Below are 15,199 nucleotides of genomic sequence, written 5' to 3' on the forward strand. Positions count from 1 at the left end.
GATGTAAAAAATCATGCTTTGTTTGATATTTTGCTTGGTGTTATCGATAAAATGCGTTATTATATGAAAATTTATCGTATTTATCGCAAATTCCCCATGAATTCCCAAGTCAATACTAAAAATGCGCGTCGAGTTCTAAAACTATGGCAGATTTTGCTCATGGTAGCCATTGTACTTGGCGGCTTGATTGTTGTAGCGATGAAGGGTATTGAGCAGGCGCCAAAACGCCCACTTGTCTTAGAATTGAGTAATTTGACCGAATCTCAGGCCAATTCGCTAAAAACCGCGACCGCACCATTTGGGCGGGTTCAGTTTTTTGGCGCGGATTTGATGGGTATTCATCAAGTAGTGTCTAGCCTGTCGTGGGTTGAGAGTGCCAGCGTTAAGCGCGATTGGCAGCAAGGCGTTATTGTCTCTGTCGTGCCGCGACGTGCGGTGGCTAATTTCGGTAGTCAGCATCTGCTTGATGCCAATGGTGCGGTGTTCGTGCCGGCTGATGAGCACGAGCTAATGGATAAGAATCTGGTTCATCTGTACAGCGGTCACACCAATGATGCAACGGACATGATGCGCCAGATGCAGCGAGTCAATGAATGGTTCTCTCCGCTTGGTATAACGGCAGAGGACATGACATTAACGTCACGCCAGACTTGGCTGATCCGTTTTGATAACGGGCTTCGTGTGATTGTCGATCATGAGAACACCGAACAAAAACTGTTTAGTTTGTCTTCACTTTTGGCGGGCAGTCTTGCCAAAGAATTGCCAAAAATTCAGTCGGTAGATTTGCGCTATAAAAACGGTTTTGCCATTGCTTGGAAAACTGCTGGAATACCTCAAAAACCGTCTGATTTAGGCTTGAAAACTTCTTGATGAAGAATGTTTTTTTAAAAAGCGTTTAATTTCGATTGATTTTTGCTCAAATGGGAAATAAATCCCTGATTTTTTATGGGCTTTGCTCTTTTATAAAATCATCATCAATGCTAAAATATTACAAAGCTTGTACGTGCGACGTAAGTCGATGGTTATTGTGGTTTTTTGAGATTTTTTTTGTGGCGTTTTGCCGGTTAATTGAGGGTAGTTATGTCAGACCTACAGGTTGCGTTGCATTTGAGTTCAACTGCTGTTTATACAGTAGTCGGCTATGCAACAGGTACGCCTGAACAGCCAAAGATCAAGGTCTCGGCGGTGGGTTTGGCGCGCACAGATGCATTCGTTGGCGGTAAGATCGAACGTCGTGAGCACTTATTAAGTGCGGTTTATAAGTCTCTGCAAGAAGCTGGCGACATGGCAGGGGTGAATATCCATGAGGTGTGCTTATCGTTTGCATCGCCCCTCATGATCTCAATGAACGACATGCAAAAGCTTAGCTTGCACAAGAGCAGAGCGCACGCCACAGTTCAACAAAGCGATCTTTATCGCGCCAAAGAGCTGATTGCTGATAAGCTGCGTGCTGAAGATTATAAGTTATTGCAATCATGTCAGCTGCTAAGTTATCTAGACGGCGTCCAAGAGGTTAAAGATCCAATTGGCATGCACGCCAATGAGATTAGCGTAGCAAACCATGTCATGGCGCTGCCTGCCAATTACCATGCGCAGATTCTTGATGTGGTTAACTCAGCAGAGGCATCGGTAGGGGTGACCTTGTTTGATGGCGTGGTCAGTGCTGAATATGCCCTAACCAAAGAAGAAAAAGAGCGCGGTGTTTGTTTTATTGACATTGGACTGGGTACGACGAAAGTTTGTGTGTATCGTGGTGGTTCGCTCTTGTTTTCCGATTGTTTGGACGTGGGTGGTCAGACGGTTACTTTTGACATTGCGACAGAGCTTGGCTTGTCGGTGTCTGAAGCTGAGAGTCTAAAGCATCAGCAGGGCACTGTTCAGCTCGACCCTGCTAAGCGTGCAGCTTTTGTAACTCTAAAGCGTCGCTTGGGAGGAGAATCAACGGTGAGCTTGCGTCGATTGAGTAGTGTGATCGCGGCGCGTTATGATGATATTTTTATGCGCATCAGTAAGCGCCTTGATGATTTGGGCCTGTCATCGCAGATCGAAGCGGGTGTTGTCTTGGCAGGCGGCGCCACTCAGATTGACGGGCTTAGCTATTTTGTGGGTCGTCAATGGGGTCTGCCGGTTCGTATGATGACCACGAATGGATGCGTCAGCATTTGTCCAAAAAATCTAACCGATGACAATATTGCGCTACTTAATGGTTATCTAAAAGATAATAAGCTGCACAGCGTGATAGGTTCGCTACTTTATCAGAATGGCGAACAATTCATCAAAGACAGCTATGGCGAGGTTTCAGCTCAAAACAAGCTGACAAATAAAGTTTCTGAAGGTTGGCGGGTATTCACCAACCAAATCAAAAAATGGTTTTAGTGCCTTTGGGCGATGATTTTCAAATTCTTGGAGTAAGTTATGGTTAAGTACAGCATGTCAGATGACACACAGTTTGATTCAGATGGACAAGCACGTTTTATCGTTATTGGTGTTGGCGGTGGCGGTGGCAACGCAGTTGAGCACATGGTAAATCAACACGTTACTGGCATCAATTTTGTGGCGGCGAACACTGACCGTCAAGCACTTGGCAAGCTTACCACGCCAAACAAACTACAACTTGGCAGCGAGCTAACTCGTGGCTTGGGTGCCGGCGCTAACCCTGAAGTGGGTCGTGAAGCAGCTGAGAGTGACGAAGCTGAAATTCGTGCGCTACTTTCTGATTATGACATGGTGTTCATCACTGCTGGTATGGGCGGCGGCACAGGTACGGGCGCAGCTCCTGTGATTGCTCGTATTGCCAAAGAAGAAGGCATCTTGACCGTTGCAGTTGTGACCACACCATTTAAATTTGAAGGTGGTAAGCGTGCTAAGCTTGCTCAAGAGGGTATTGATCAGCTGGCTCAGTACGTTGACTCAATCATCACAGTGCCAAACGAAAAACTACTACAAGTCTATCGCGGTCTGACCATGAAAGATGCATTTGCCAAGGCGAATGACGTTCTACTGCAGGCGGTTGATGGCATCACTCGCACGATTCGTGAGCCTGGTGTGATTAACATCGACTTTAATGACGTGCACACTGCCATGACAGCAAAAGGCCATGCAATGATGGGTATTGGCCGCGCCAGTGGCGAAGGTCGTGCAGCAGAAGCGGCAGAGAAAGCAATCCGCTCCCCACTTCTTGACGATCTATTACTGAAGAACGCTCAAGGCGTGATTATCAATATCGTGGGTGCGAACATCGGCATGAGCGAACCGTATGAAGTTGCCGAAGTGGTTAGCCGTATTGCGAACATCGATGAGGGCAACATCTTCTTTGGTGCTGTGGACGATGAGTCAATGGGTGATGACATCTATGTAACCGTGATTGCAACAGGTTTAACAGTGGACGAGCGTCCTAAAGCCCAGCTAGCCAATCAACAATCTGCACCTGCAGATCATGTAAGCGCGATTGCCAGCCAACAGCCACAACAACAAGCTGCGCCTCAAGCTCAGCCACGCCCAATGACTAAGCCAATCAGTGTGGGCAACTACCTACAACAGCAGCAGCAAAACAAAAACGACTAATCAATGTCAATGCAATCGCCCTATACCATGTATGGGGCTTTTGTTTTTGGGAATAGATATGATAGATCTACATAGCCATAGCACAGCATCAGATGGCACCAACACACCTGCCGCTCTGGTAAAAAAAGCGTTTGATGCTGGCATCAAGACTTTTGCGCTGACAGATCACGATACCATTGCAGGCGTGGCAGAAGCGAAGCAAGCCGCAGAAGAGTGCGGCATTCGTCTAATTAATGGTGTTGAGATCAGTTGCGCACATGCTCTGGCAGGTGGGTATGGCAAAAATAAAGAACTACAAAAAATCATCCATGTCGTCGCATTGAATTTCGCCGACACTCAAAGAATGCATGAAGCTCTTCAGGCGCTACAAGATAGCCGCCATCATCGCGGGCGACGGATGATTGAGAAATTGGGCGAGATATTAACCGATGATGACAGTGAGACGCTCACAGAGACTTTGTGGCAGGCAGTATTAATCAAAGCAGATAATAACCCGCGAGCCATTGGTCGAGCGCATATTGGACAGGTGCTGCATGAGCTGGGATTCGTCCACAGCGTGCAAGCTGCCTTTGATAAATATCTGGCGGATGGCAAATGTGCCTATGTCGAGATAGAGACCATGACCATGGCAAGGACGATCAAGCTGATTCATGAATGTGGTGGCTTGGCTGTGTTGGCGCACCCGACTCGCTATGGACTATCAGCGACACGTACGCGAAGGCTGATTGAGGATTTTGCTCAGATGGGCGGCGATGGGTGCGAATTGCCAAATAATGAACCAATGAGCCTGCGCGCAATGATTGATCGATGTATCGTCGAACAGGGACTTATGGTATCAGTGGGTAGCGACTATCATGGTGATAATATGCCTTGGCGCAGGCTTGGGGTGACTGCTAAGCCTAAGCCAGGTCAGATCGCTGTGTGGGAGCGTTTCTAGATCAGTTCATCCAAATGATCAAGCGTGTATTTAAGTGCATCAAAACATACCCCCATCTCAAAGCCTCGATATTGCAAAAATCGCAATTGACGGGCTTTTTCTTTTGGGTCTTTTGGGGTGGTATTGCCGTATTTTTTGCAGCGAGCTTCTATGGCGAGTTTTAGCCAATTGATCTCGCTTTGAGCACTTGTCTCATCGTCTAAGATGGTGCCGTCACTGATGCTTTCTATGCCTGCTTGATCGATGATTTCATCAAGCGAGTAGGGCAAGTCTATGCCGGCTTTTTTTAGGCTTTGACTGATGTGTCTTTTGCCACGTCCACGGCGCACACTTTCGCGGATCAGCATGTGGGCGCAGCGTTCATCCGATTGATAGCCTTTATCAGCAAATTCATCTAATAAATCCGAGACCATGTCAGGGTCGCAGTCTTTATCGAGCAGCTTTTGACGCAGCTGTTTTTGTGATAACTCACGATTGGACAGATAATAAAAAGCAAGCCATCTTAGCCTGTTGACTGTTTTATCGTCTTGGTAAACCGGCTCAATGTCAACTTTTTGAAGAGCTTGGATGGTGCTCTCATCCAAAATGGTTTGATTATTATCTGCCAAGACATGAGTCATGTTTGGCTGTGGGACCGCTTTGGGCTTGTTGCGAGACTTGTGTTTTTTGGATGTATTGGATGGGGTTGGCAGATCAGGTTCATCAATTGCATCATTGTCTGACAATCGGGTTTTCTTAGGTTCTGATAATGTCAATTCATGAAAATCCTGCCAAGGGTTTTGGGTTGACTTCCTGGCGGTTGGATTATCCGATTGGGTAGATTGTGTTTTTTTGATTTTAGTTGATGGTTGGTGGGTATTACCATCAGGTGAATCAGCGGATACAGGTTCGCCCATATCCGCCAATATTTCTGCCAATGTTTTGATGGTGGTCATACTAAGATGTCACGCCAGATCGAACCTTAAAACAGGTCGTCATCTTACATGCCTTCGATGAATTCAGGTGGCTCACCATCATCAGCGTGAGATTCGTTGATGGGCGCGGTATTGCCCATTTTCTCTTGGCGGATTCTGTTTTCAATCTCTTGTGCGACTTCAGGATTCTCTGCCAAGTATTTGACGGTATTGGCTTTACCTTGACCGATCTTGCCTTCGCCATAGCTGTACCATGCGCCAGATTTGCCAACCGCACCGATGTCTACGCCCAGATCCACAACTTCACCTAGGCGGTTGATGCCCTCGCCATACATGATTTGGAATTCGGCTTGGCGGAATGGAGGTGCCATTTTGTTTTTAATGACTTTGACGCGGGTTTCTGAACCGACGATGTCCTCGCCTTCTTTGATTTGGCCTGTGCGACGAATATCCAAACGCACCGAGGCGTAGAATTTAAGCGCGTTACCACCTGTCGTGGTCTCAGGTGAACCGAACATAACACCAATTTTCATACGAATCTGGTTAATAAAGATCACCATGCAGTTGGAGCGCTTGGCGTTGCCGGTGATCTTACGCAGTGCCTGACTCATCAGACGTGCCTGCAGGCCCATGTGGCTGTCGCCCATCTCGCCTTCAATCTCAGCTTTTGGGGTGAGTGCTGCCACAGAGTCCACGACGATCATGTCCACCGCGCCAGAGCGCACCAGCATGTCGGCAATCTCTAGGGCTTGTTCGCCGTTGTCGGGCTGTGAGACCATCAGCTTATCAATATCCACGCCTAGCTTGCGCGCATAGATTGGATCTAGAGCGTGCTCAGCATCAATGAATGCACAGGTGCCGCCTTGCTTTTGGCATTCGGCGATGGTCTGTAGGGTGAGGGTGGTTTTACCAGAGCTTTCAGGGCCGAAGATCTCAATGATACGACCTTTTGGTAAGCCGCCGATGCCCAATGCGATATCAAGACCTAATGAGCCTGTGGAGACCACATCCACGTCGATTTTTGCTGACTCGTCACCAAGGTGCATGATGGTGTTTTTACCAAAGCTTTTCTCGATCTGTGCAAGTGCCGCCTTGAGTGCTTTTTCTTTATTTTCATCGACGCTGGTGGTCGCATCCTTCGCTTTTGTGCTCATATATTTTGCCTAATTGATATTAATAAGTAAGATGTTAAACATCCAATAAATTCTTGTTTATTATAACATAATTTTGTTCGTAAATTACGATTTATCGTAGTGTTTTTATGCCTGAAGTTTGCATTAAATATGGGATGATAAAACTTAAATTTGGGACTAATATAATCACCAAAAATAAAAGTTATCCACAAGTTCCACATCAAAAAATACAACAATTTGTGGAACATTGTACAGCCTAATAAAATGCATTATTATGAAAATAGATTTGTCAATATCTAATTTTATAAATTCATAAGTTATTGATTTTATTTATAAAATAAAATTTATCTACAATAATTGTGGATTTATGACAGCACGGTTAAAGCGCCTATTTATATAGCGTTGCTCACCAAAAGTTCACCTTTTCCACAAAGTTATCCACAGTTTTTGTGGATAATATTTCAAGCCCAACAAACTCAAAGGATTGCACACATGAGATTCAATTTTTAGCTGATTTTTAAGATTTTTTTAAAGGATAAGTTTTGCGCTAAAATCAGCATGTTTCACAAATATGACAAAGGTAATTTTTTGTGAAACAGCATGATTTGGGTGAAATTTGATCGTTGATGTGATGGATAAAAAAGACGACACTAAATGCCGTCTTCGAGGTGATTTTGGGATTTTACACTTTTTTGGTAGATGAGATCCCAAGAGCTGCGCCCATAATCAAAGCCGCGCTTTTCAAATTTGGTATAAGGGCGAAAATCTGGGCGCGGGGTGAAGTTACCTTGACCTGCGGTATTACGAAAAATAGGCATATTATCAAGCACTTCAAGCATCCATAGGGCATAATGCTCCCAGTCGGTGGCTGCGTGGAAAATACCGCCTACCTTTAGCGTGCGAGCCACGACTTCCATGCGGTGCGTGGTGACGAAGCGGCGTTTGTAATGGCGCTTTTTTTGCCATGGGTCTGGGAAGTATAGCTGAACGGTATCAAGGTGATTTTCGGGCAGATTCGTCAGTAGCTCGATGGCATCACCGCTTAGTACCTTGAGGTTGGTCAGTCCAAGCTCGTGGGCGATGTAGGCGGTGCGCCCGATGCCGGGTTCGTGCACTTCGATGCCAACGAAGTTGCGCGTTGGGTCGTTCTTCGCCATCTCAATTAGGCTGTCACCCATGCCAAAGCCAATTTCTAGCGTGATGGGCGCATTCTCGCCGTTTGGCGTGTCTTTAAAATAAACTCTTAGATTGTGAATATCGCTGACATCACCCAATTTGCCAAGCTCAAAGCCTTGATTGATGATATAAGGTGCGTACTCATCAGAGGTTAGGGCGATTTCGCTTGATTGGCTCATGTGCGTGCGACGCTTCATGAACGTGTCGATTTGACGAAATTGTTCAGGGGTTTGGTTTAGGCGGCTGATCTGTTCACTGATGGTGTCGCGGTCTGTGTCGGGGGTTTGGCGATCACCGCCAACAGGTGCGAGAAATTCTGCTTTTTGGGTCATGGTATTATTGGCAAAAAAGTCGTAAAATGATAGGTTAAACTCGGTAATTATAAGCCAAGCCAACCATAACCGCAAACGATTTTATGATAGATGTATGATTCGCCTGCCATTTTTAGAAGATACCACGCCACCGCCATTTTATCAGGCGCATCTGACGCCTAATGAGCGCACTCAGCTTGACAAATGGTTCATCGGGCTGCGTTCTCAAAAGTATTACCTAAAGCGCTTCGAGGAATTCGATCATGCTGGTAAGCTGCATGCGCGTTGGCATTGGGCGGCGTTCTTTTGTACCTTTGGGTGGCTGCTTTATCGCAAGCGTTATCTGGACTGCGTGGTGTACTGCGTGGCAGGCTGGTCGTTCATTAAGGTGAATATCGCCATTATACTAGCGGTATTTGAATTTACGGTGATCGGGTTTTTGCCCGAAGAATATCAAATGTGGGCGCGCGTCATCGTAGGTGGCTCTGTTTGGCTGTTCTGGGCGTCCATGGTGGCCAGATGGGCAGATGCGTATTATTATCGCATGGCGCGCCGAGAGATCGCTGATGTGCTGGACTTTTATCCGCGCAATCAAGAATCTCAAAAAGCACACCTAAAGCGTGAGGGTGGCACCAGCCTTGTGGGCATGAGTATCGCCTTTGCCATATTTGGAGTGATGCTCTCAATCATCATCGGTCAGTTCGTTCCGATCATCACCATGCAAAAAGAACAAGAAGTCATCTTTGAAAGCTATCGTTCTGCCAACGCTGTACAAAAACGCGTCGCAGCGATCTACGATGCCAGCCATCAATGCCCTGTTAATCTGCCCGTCTCTGCTGACAATCAGCGCGTCTCCATGGTGGTAACAGATCGCGTGGCAGGCGTGCAGACGGATTGTGCAATTGTCGCCACTGTATCGGGTGCGAATTATCCAGTGCGTTACCTAAATGGTGAGACCTTAGTCATCTATCACACCAAGAATGACCAAGGACAGCACATATGGCGATGTCAAACATCGCTAAACAAAAAGCGCCACCCAAAAAGCTGTGTTGGTTAGCATGTCAGATAGGGCATCTGGAGGACTAAATGCCTTCGTGATTAAGTGTCTTGCCATGCTGGCGATGACGCTTGATCATGTGGCGTGGGCGTTTTTAAAGGTGGATAGCCATCTGTCCGAATGGCTGCACTTCATTGGCCGTATGGTTGCGCCCATCATGGTCTATCTGCTGGTGGTGGGGTATTATCATACGCATGATGTCGTGGCTTATGCTAGGCGGCTATTGGTCTTTGCGCTGATCGCGCAGCTGCCTTATTGGATGTTTAGCCTGTCCATTGAATCGATATTACAAGGCGTGCCATGGCAGGATTATGGACATGGTAACGTACTATTTACCTTGTTTTGTGCGTTAATGGCGCTCATCGTCTATCATAGCTCTCACAGCACAATCGTTAAACTTGTGTTGATTGTGCTAATGTATCCTGTTGTGCAGTCATTTGATTATGGGTTCGCTTTGGTGGCGATGGCGCTGCTGTTTGCGTATTTTTATCATGACACAAGAAAACTCATCATCGCCTACGTGCTGGCTTGTCCTGCGTTTTATGTGTTGACCTATGGATTTGAGCGGACGGTGGGTCTTGGCTACATGCATTTTGGCATGCTGCTGGCTGCTGCGATGATTTATTATTTTAATGGTGAAAAAGGATCAAGCTTCGGCGGTAGGTATTTGTTTTATTGGTTTTATCCGGTGCATCTATTAATCATCGCACTGCTGGCTTATGCCTTGGGGTGACTACCAACCCATTGGGTCGATGTCGAGAGTGGCTTTGACGCCTTTAACACTTGGTAGATTGAGTAGTCGTTGCCAATGTTCTGATAAGACGCCATGAAGTGTCTTTCGGTCTTTTGCGAGCAATAACAACTGCGTGTGATGGCGGTTGTTTTTTTTGCTCATGGGTGCATCGATGGCGCCACTTTTGGCAAGATTTGGCGTGTCGGGCAGCTCTCTTGCGATCTGGCTGATGGCGTCGCGGGCGCGTGTCTGATCATGACTTTCTACACGGATCAGTGCGGCGTGACTGTACGGCGGCAAGCCCAACAGTTGACGCTCCTTTAATAGCGTGTCAGCGAATGCCAGATAGCCGTGCTTGATGAGGGTTAGCAGTAGAATGTTATCAGGTTGGCGTGTCTGAATGATGACGTTGCCTGGTTTGTGGGCGCGCCCTGCACGTCCTGCCACCTGAATGATGCGCTGGGCGGTATGCTCTGGTGAGCGAAAATCAGGCGACAAAAACCCCAAATCCGCATCAATCACAACCACCAGTGTTACATTCGGAAAGTGATGTCCCTTGGCAATCATCTGCGTGCCGACCAATATCGCAGGCTCGCCTGTCAGGATTTGTTGATACATCGCCTCCCAAGCGCCTTTTTTGCGCATGGTGTCGCGGTCAATCTGCCAGATGGGATAAGTTTGGTGGTTCGTCTGTGGATTGCTAAATAGGGCGTGTAGCTGCTCAGACAGCTTGCTCGTGCCTAGCCCTAATGTCTGCAGGTTGCGACTATTACAATTTGGGCAGGTCTGTGGTTCGTGCGTCTGATGGCCGCAGTGATGGCATTTTAAGTGATTAAATGGATGCTTATGTACTGTTAGATGTGCATCGCAGTGCGGACAATCCGCCTGCCAACCACAGGCATCACACATCAAGATAGGCGCGTAGCCACGACGATTCAAAAAAATCAATACCTGCTCACCAAGCTCAAGGCAACGCCTGATATGCAGAATGCTGTCATCAGGCAATAGAGTCTCTTGTGGTGTGCCGTCAGTCTGCACGATCGAGCGAGTGCCAAGACGAATGTCAACCAAGCGCATAACAACCTCGGTAGCAGCCCCTGCACGCGTGGGTAGCTTGTACTCTGTGAGCTTACCATCTTTGGAGAGCTTTAGCTGCTCAAGGCTGGGTGTGGCGGTGCCTAGAATCGTTGGGATCTTATGGTGGAAACCACGCCATAAAGCAACATCAGAAGCATGATAGCGAAGATGGTCTTGCTGCTTATAAGAGCCGTCATGTGCTTCATCGATGATGATAAGACCGAGATTGGCAAAGGGGTAGAGGATGCTCGATCGGGTGCCAATGATGATCTGAGCGCGCCCTGAGTTGCAATCTTGCCAGCCCTCGAGGCGTTCATCATCATTCATGCCAGAATGTAGCACACAAATCTGAGCGTCAAAACGCGAGCTAAATCGTGCCTTGGTCTGTGGGGTTAGCCCGATTTCGGGGACTAAGATCAGCACTTGCTTGCCCAGCTGTATTGCATACCACATCGCATGTAGATACACTTCTGTCTTGCCCGAGCCTGTGATGCCATTTAATAACACACCCTGATAAACGCCATCATCGATGGCTGAGCGAATACCATCAAATGCCAACTGCTGCTTGGCATTTAAAGTGAGCGGTTCACCCAGTAGGGCAGGCGCTTTGGGCAGGGGTGTCTCATCTCGTGTGAGAATGAAAGAACGAATCAGCCCTTTGTCTTTTAGGGTGTTTAACTGGGCTTTGGTGGCGCCTAGCTGTAGCAGCTCCGCCTCGTTAATACTGGGCGCGCTGTCTTTAATGGTGTTAAAAATATGCCATTGTTTTTTGGCGGTTTTACTGATATTGGCTGTGACAAAATCATCATCCATCGCCGAATCAGCCAGCTGCCAGAAGGTGAGTTTTTGCGTGAGGGATTTGCCTTGATTAATCAAGCTTGGCAACATCACAGACAGGGTGTCACCCAGTGGATAATGATAATAGGTAGAGAGCCAATTTGCCAAATCAAGTAATGTATCATCTAAGATGGCGTGATCATCTAGGCACTCGTAAATGGCTTTTAGTTTATGATGTGGGACGTCAGTATCCGATGGATCGATGTGCGCAATGACAATGCCAACCAAGTCTTGGCGGCCAAAAGGCACACGCACGCGAGAACCGATGGACGGTAAATTACCATCTATGAGGTGTTCGTTGGGACATAGGTAGTCAAATAGCCGATACAAAGGGGTCGACAGGGCGATGCGCACTAGGGTATGATGCATAAACCAAAGGCTTGGCGATGACCAAGCCCGATGTTATCTTAAGTTAAGTGTCTAGATGTAAGACGGCTTCGATCTCAACCACACCACCTTTTGGTAGAGCAGCCACTTGAACCGCGGCACGCGCAGGATAAGGCGAGCTTAATCTGTCATTAAATACTTCGTTCAGCACAGCAAAGTCATTCAAATCAGTCAAAGATACGTTAAATTTAACTGTGTCATTCAATGAGCCACCCGCAGCCTTGGCGATGGCTGCTAGATTATCAAAAGCCTGCTCAGCTTGCGCGCGAAAGCCATCTTTTAGTTCCATTGACTTAGGATCTAAGCCTAACTGACCTGAGATGTAGACGGTGCTGCCTGCTTTCACTGCTTGGGAGTATGTGCCAACTGCTGCTGGTGCATCATTTGTATGAATGATTTGTTTTGCCATGAGATGTCCTTGATTTTTAATAACTTATGAGCAATCAATCGGGATAATTAGGCTTTGGTGCGCCTAAAATAAGCAACCAACTTATCAAACAAGCTCATCGCAGGCTTGTCCGTATAGACGATATTGCCTGCCACATTGTCGGCAGTCTTAGGTAAGATATTTGGTTCGCATTTACCCAAAAAATGCGCCGCTTCTGCTTTAGAATTAAGATCGATATTACAGCACATAATACACCTTCTGTATGGTTAATTACTTATCTTTATCATAAATCAATTGCCACCTGTAATTCAAGTGGTTTTTGAATATTGTCCAAAAAAGCCTAAATTACTGGTATAAGCGCATGATGTTCGGATAACCTAGAATCTGACGCAATCTTTGGATACCTTCTTCTAGGTGGGTTCGTGAGCGCACGACCACATTTAAGGTGGTGGTGCCGACTTTACTGTTCTTGTCTTTATCATCGGCTTTGACAGAAGTATTCTCAACGCCGATGTTAAGTGCACGCAGCTCGTAGATCGCCTGACTGATCTGTTCTTCGTTGAGCATCGCGAACACTCGCAAAGTCGCTGAGAAATGCAGCTGGTGCGCATTATGATCGATCTTCACGCCACCTTTCCAGTGAACTTGGATGATCTGGTAGGGGTTGTCTGCGCGGATGGCATCTAGCGAGTAGCATTTGTGGCGGTGGATCACCAAGCCTTGACGTGCTGACAGATGTCCTACAATATGGTCGCCATAGATGGGGTTGCAGCATTTGGCAAAGGTGAGCTCCACACCTTTTACGCCTGCGATCAGGTGCTTGGATTGGGTGATCTCATTGCCATCAGCGATGTCTACTTCTTCGCTAAACAGTCGAGACACTACCAGCTGAGCCAATAGCGAGCCAGTCGCAATCTGCAAAAATATCTCACGCTGATCGGACACGCCACGCCACGCCAAGATATCAGACCATTCGTGTTTGGTGATGTCATCAATCGACTTGTCATAGGCACTTAGGGCGCGCGTTAGGGCTTCTTTGCCTGCGTGTTCTTTTTGGTCTTCTGGCAGGTGTTTTAGGAATTTTAGAATTTCGCTACGTGCTTTGTTGGTGGCGACGAATCCCAGCCAGTCGGCTCTTGGCATGGCGTTCTTGTCTGTGTCAATATGCACCGAGTCACCATCGGCCAGTACCAATCCCAATTTACCATGCTCGCCGTTAATGTCTGCACCTGTGGCGATGTTACCGATGGCAGGACCGACCGCATAGGCGAAGTCTAGCGCCGTGGCACCGCGCGGCAGCTCATAAGCGCGGCCTTGCGGGCTGTAGCAGACGATCTTGCGTTCATGTAGGTAATTAAGCAGCTCGTTAATGATGGCGACAGAGCGCTCCGTGTCTTCTTGGCTGCCTTGGCCGGATTTGCTGTTTGCCAGATCGCGCATGTTGCGAAGACTTGCTTGGATGACCGATTGGCTGATGTCGCCTTTGTCGTTACTGATGATACCAAGACGGGCAGCTTCTTGCATGCGTTTGGTAAGTAGGGTGATTTTGATGTGACTATAATCACGCTCATAGATCAGCGTTAGTGATTGATTGCCGCCCGCTTGAGGTTTGCGGATGTTATCACGAATCTGGTCGTTGCTGATTTCGTATTTTTGCACCAAATAGAACGCCAATTTATCGCACGATTCGATGTTATCTAGCACCACTTCAAAGTCGTATTGGCGAATGAGTCGGTTAATCTCGCCGCGGTTTTTGAAAAATTGGCGATACATTGAGGTGCGGTTATCCAGTACCTGAACGTGACCGCTTAGGTTTAGATGGCTAAGTAGATTCTGCAGATAGGTACTGATTTCGATTTTTTGGAAGTTGCGCCCAAGCCCGTGCTGTAGTAGCTTATCGGTGAACTTGGTGTACATCTCGGGGTTTAGGTTGCGATAACACAGCAGCTCAATGTAGTCGGCGATGTCGTTCAATCCCATGATGCGCGCGAACGGAATATAAAAATCAAGCGTCTCGCTGGCGGTGCGTTTTTGTTTCTCTTCGCTGACAGCGTCAAGGGTTGACATGTTGTGCAGTCGGTCGGAGAGTTTGATGATTAGGACGCGCGGATCGATGAGTGTTGCGGTTAGAATCTTATGGAATGTCGCAGCTTGGCTCTGCTGCTTATTCATGCTTGATGATTTAAGCTTAGTTACGCCATCTACCAAGCGTGACACCGTCTCGCCAAATTCCTGAGTGAGCATCTCATCCGTCACGTCGGTATCTTCGACCGTATCGTGTAAGATGGCAGCGATGATGGTATCGCGATCTAGGCGAAAGCCTGTCAAGATCTCAGCCACGGCAATCGGGTGGGTGATGTACGGCTCGCCTGATTTACGCTTGTCCTTGATGTGCGCCACGTCACCAAAATGGCAGGCGCGCAGGACGTCTTGGCGTTCCACCTTGTCCAAATAACTCACCGAGCGCATCAAGCTGTCACGTGATTCATCAACCAAGGGATGGCTTAAATGGGTAGGGATGTCATGCGGGCGGTAGTTGGCTAGCATAGGTACTCTTAACTCGTAAACAAAAGGACGCAGACGCGACCATAAAACCATTATAAATATCAAGTATTGACCATATTGTCAATAGCTTGATTTATTGATTTTTATCATTGTGGTATTCAGCTTATTAATGAATGTCCA

General features: G+C 47.3%; 13 protein-coding genes. 6 read left to right on the forward strand and 7 right to left on the reverse strand.

The window, feature by feature from the left end:
- The 4 genes from MBO_RS00005 to MBO_RS00020 form a co-directional block, all read left to right on the forward strand.
- On the forward strand, positions 1 to 870 hold an 870-nt coding region (locus tag MBO_RS00005; RefSeq protein ID WP_052585168.1), incomplete at its 5' end, for a cell division protein FtsQ/DivIB.
- Between the two features lie 210 nt (positions 871 to 1,080).
- Entirely contained in the window at positions 1,081 to 2,376 is a 1,296-nt protein-coding gene (gene ftsA / locus MBO_RS00010; RefSeq protein ID WP_052585169.1) for a cell division protein FtsA, read from the forward strand.
- Positions 2,377 to 2,415: 39 nt separating this feature from the next.
- Positions 2,416 to 3,564, forward strand: a complete 1,149-nt coding sequence (gene ftsZ / locus MBO_RS00015) for a cell division protein FtsZ (protein WP_036361673.1) — start codon at positions 2,416 to 2,418, stop codon at positions 3,562 to 3,564.
- A 58-nt stretch (positions 3,565 to 3,622) separates the two neighbouring features.
- A complete protein-coding gene (locus MBO_RS00020; RefSeq protein WP_227712633.1) occupies positions 3,623 to 4,501 on the forward strand; it encodes a PHP domain-containing protein in 879 nt (292 codons plus the stop codon).
- Here MBO_RS00020 and MBO_RS00025 read toward each other — a convergent pair.
- The 3 genes from MBO_RS00025 to trmB form a co-directional block, all read right to left on the reverse strand.
- Positions 4,498 to 5,436 carry a regulatory protein RecX gene (locus MBO_RS00025; RefSeq protein ID WP_036361690.1) on the reverse strand — a complete coding sequence of 313 codons (939 nt, stop codon included), beginning with the start codon at positions 5,434 to 5,436 and terminating at the stop codon, positions 4,498 to 4,500. The genes MBO_RS00020 and MBO_RS00025 overlap by 4 nt on opposite strands.
- Before the next feature lie 44 nt (positions 5,437 to 5,480).
- The gene (gene recA / locus MBO_RS00030) at positions 5,481 to 6,569 is read right to left on the reverse strand and encodes a recombinase RecA (RefSeq protein WP_036361692.1); all 1,089 of its coding nucleotides are present in this window, start codon (positions 6,567 to 6,569) and stop codon (positions 5,481 to 5,483) included.
- Positions 6,570 to 7,198: 629 nt separating this feature from the next.
- Complete coding sequence (trmB, locus tag MBO_RS00035; protein ID WP_080702115.1) at positions 7,199 to 8,056, reverse strand: tRNA (guanosine(46)-N7)-methyltransferase TrmB; 858 nt, start codon at positions 8,054 to 8,056, stop codon at positions 7,199 to 7,201.
- A gap of 94 nt (positions 8,057 to 8,150) precedes the next feature.
- Here trmB and MBO_RS00040 point away from each other — a divergent pair, with 94 nt between their 5' ends.
- Together MBO_RS00040 and MBO_RS00045 are read left to right on the forward strand one after the other, a co-directional pair.
- Complete coding sequence (locus tag MBO_RS00040) at positions 8,151 to 9,092, forward strand: DUF2628 domain-containing protein (protein WP_036361694.1); 942 nt, start codon at positions 8,151 to 8,153, stop codon at positions 9,090 to 9,092.
- A 1-nt stretch (position 9,093) separates the two neighbouring features.
- Entirely contained in the window at positions 9,094 to 9,825 is a 732-nt protein-coding gene (locus tag MBO_RS00045) for a TraX family protein (RefSeq protein ID WP_036361696.1), read from the forward strand.
- Here MBO_RS00045 and MBO_RS00050 read toward each other — a convergent pair whose 3' ends face one another.
- The 4 genes from MBO_RS00050 to MBO_RS00065 all read right to left on the reverse strand — a co-directional run bounded on the left by MBO_RS00050 (position 9,826) and on the right by MBO_RS00065 (position 15,061).
- Positions 9,826 to 12,108 carry a primosomal protein N' gene (locus MBO_RS00050; RefSeq protein ID WP_036361698.1) on the reverse strand — a complete coding sequence of 761 codons (2,283 nt, stop codon included), beginning with the start codon at positions 12,106 to 12,108 and terminating at the stop codon, positions 9,826 to 9,828.
- Between the two features lie 43 nt (positions 12,109 to 12,151).
- Positions 12,152 to 12,535 carry a RidA family protein gene (locus MBO_RS00055; protein ID WP_036361700.1) on the reverse strand — a complete coding sequence of 128 codons (384 nt, stop codon included), beginning with the start codon at positions 12,533 to 12,535 and terminating at the stop codon, positions 12,152 to 12,154.
- A 47-nt stretch (positions 12,536 to 12,582) separates the two neighbouring features.
- Complete coding sequence (locus MBO_RS00060; RefSeq protein WP_036361702.1) at positions 12,583 to 12,762, reverse strand: hypothetical protein; 180 nt, start codon at positions 12,760 to 12,762, stop codon at positions 12,583 to 12,585.
- A gap of 97 nt (positions 12,763 to 12,859) precedes the next feature.
- Positions 12,860 to 15,061, reverse strand: a complete 2,202-nt coding sequence (locus MBO_RS00065) for a RelA/SpoT family protein (protein WP_036361716.1) — start codon at positions 15,059 to 15,061, stop codon at positions 12,860 to 12,862.
- Positions 15,062 to 15,199 lie beyond the last annotated feature (138 nt).

Origin of the sequence: Moraxella bovoculi 237, from assembly GCF_000696305.2 — a bacterium.
Taxonomy (GTDB): domain Bacteria; phylum Pseudomonadota; class Gammaproteobacteria; order Pseudomonadales; family Moraxellaceae; genus Moraxella; species Moraxella bovoculi.

Coding starts and splice junctions, on each gene's coding strand:
- ftsA (WP_052585169.1), top strand. CDS start 1,081: ATGTCAGACCTACAGGTTGCGTTGCATTTGAGTTCAACTGCTGTTTAT.
- MBO_RS00025 (WP_036361690.1), bottom strand. CDS start 5,436: ATGACCACCATCAAAACATTGGCAGAAATATTGGCGGATATGGGCGAA.
- MBO_RS00050 (WP_036361698.1), bottom strand. CDS start 12,108: ATGCATCATACCCTAGTGCGCATCGCCCTGTCGACCCCTTTGTATCGG.
- MBO_RS00060 (WP_036361702.1), bottom strand. CDS start 12,762: ATGTGCTGTAATATCGATCTTAATTCTAAAGCAGAAGCGGCGCATTTT.
- recA (WP_036361692.1), bottom strand. CDS start 6,569: ATGAGCACAAAAGCGAAGGATGCGACCACCAGCGTCGATGAAAATAAA.
- trmB (WP_080702115.1), bottom strand. CDS start 8,056: ATGACCCAAAAAGCAGAATTTCTCGCACCTGTTGGCGGTGATCGCCAA.
- MBO_RS00040 (WP_036361694.1), top strand. CDS start 8,151: ATGATTCGCCTGCCATTTTTAGAAGATACCACGCCACCGCCATTTTAT.
- MBO_RS00020 (WP_227712633.1), top strand. CDS start 3,623: ATGATAGATCTACATAGCCATAGCACAGCATCAGATGGCACCAACACA.
- MBO_RS00055 (WP_036361700.1), bottom strand. CDS start 12,535: ATGGCAAAACAAATCATTCATACAAATGATGCACCAGCAGCAGTTGGC.
- ftsZ (WP_036361673.1), top strand. CDS start 2,416: ATGGTTAAGTACAGCATGTCAGATGACACACAGTTTGATTCAGATGGA.
- MBO_RS00065 (WP_036361716.1), bottom strand. CDS start 15,061: ATGCTAGCCAACTACCGCCCGCATGACATCCCTACCCATTTAAGCCAT.
- MBO_RS00045 (WP_036361696.1), top strand. CDS start 9,094: ATGTCAGATAGGGCATCTGGAGGACTAAATGCCTTCGTGATTAAGTGT.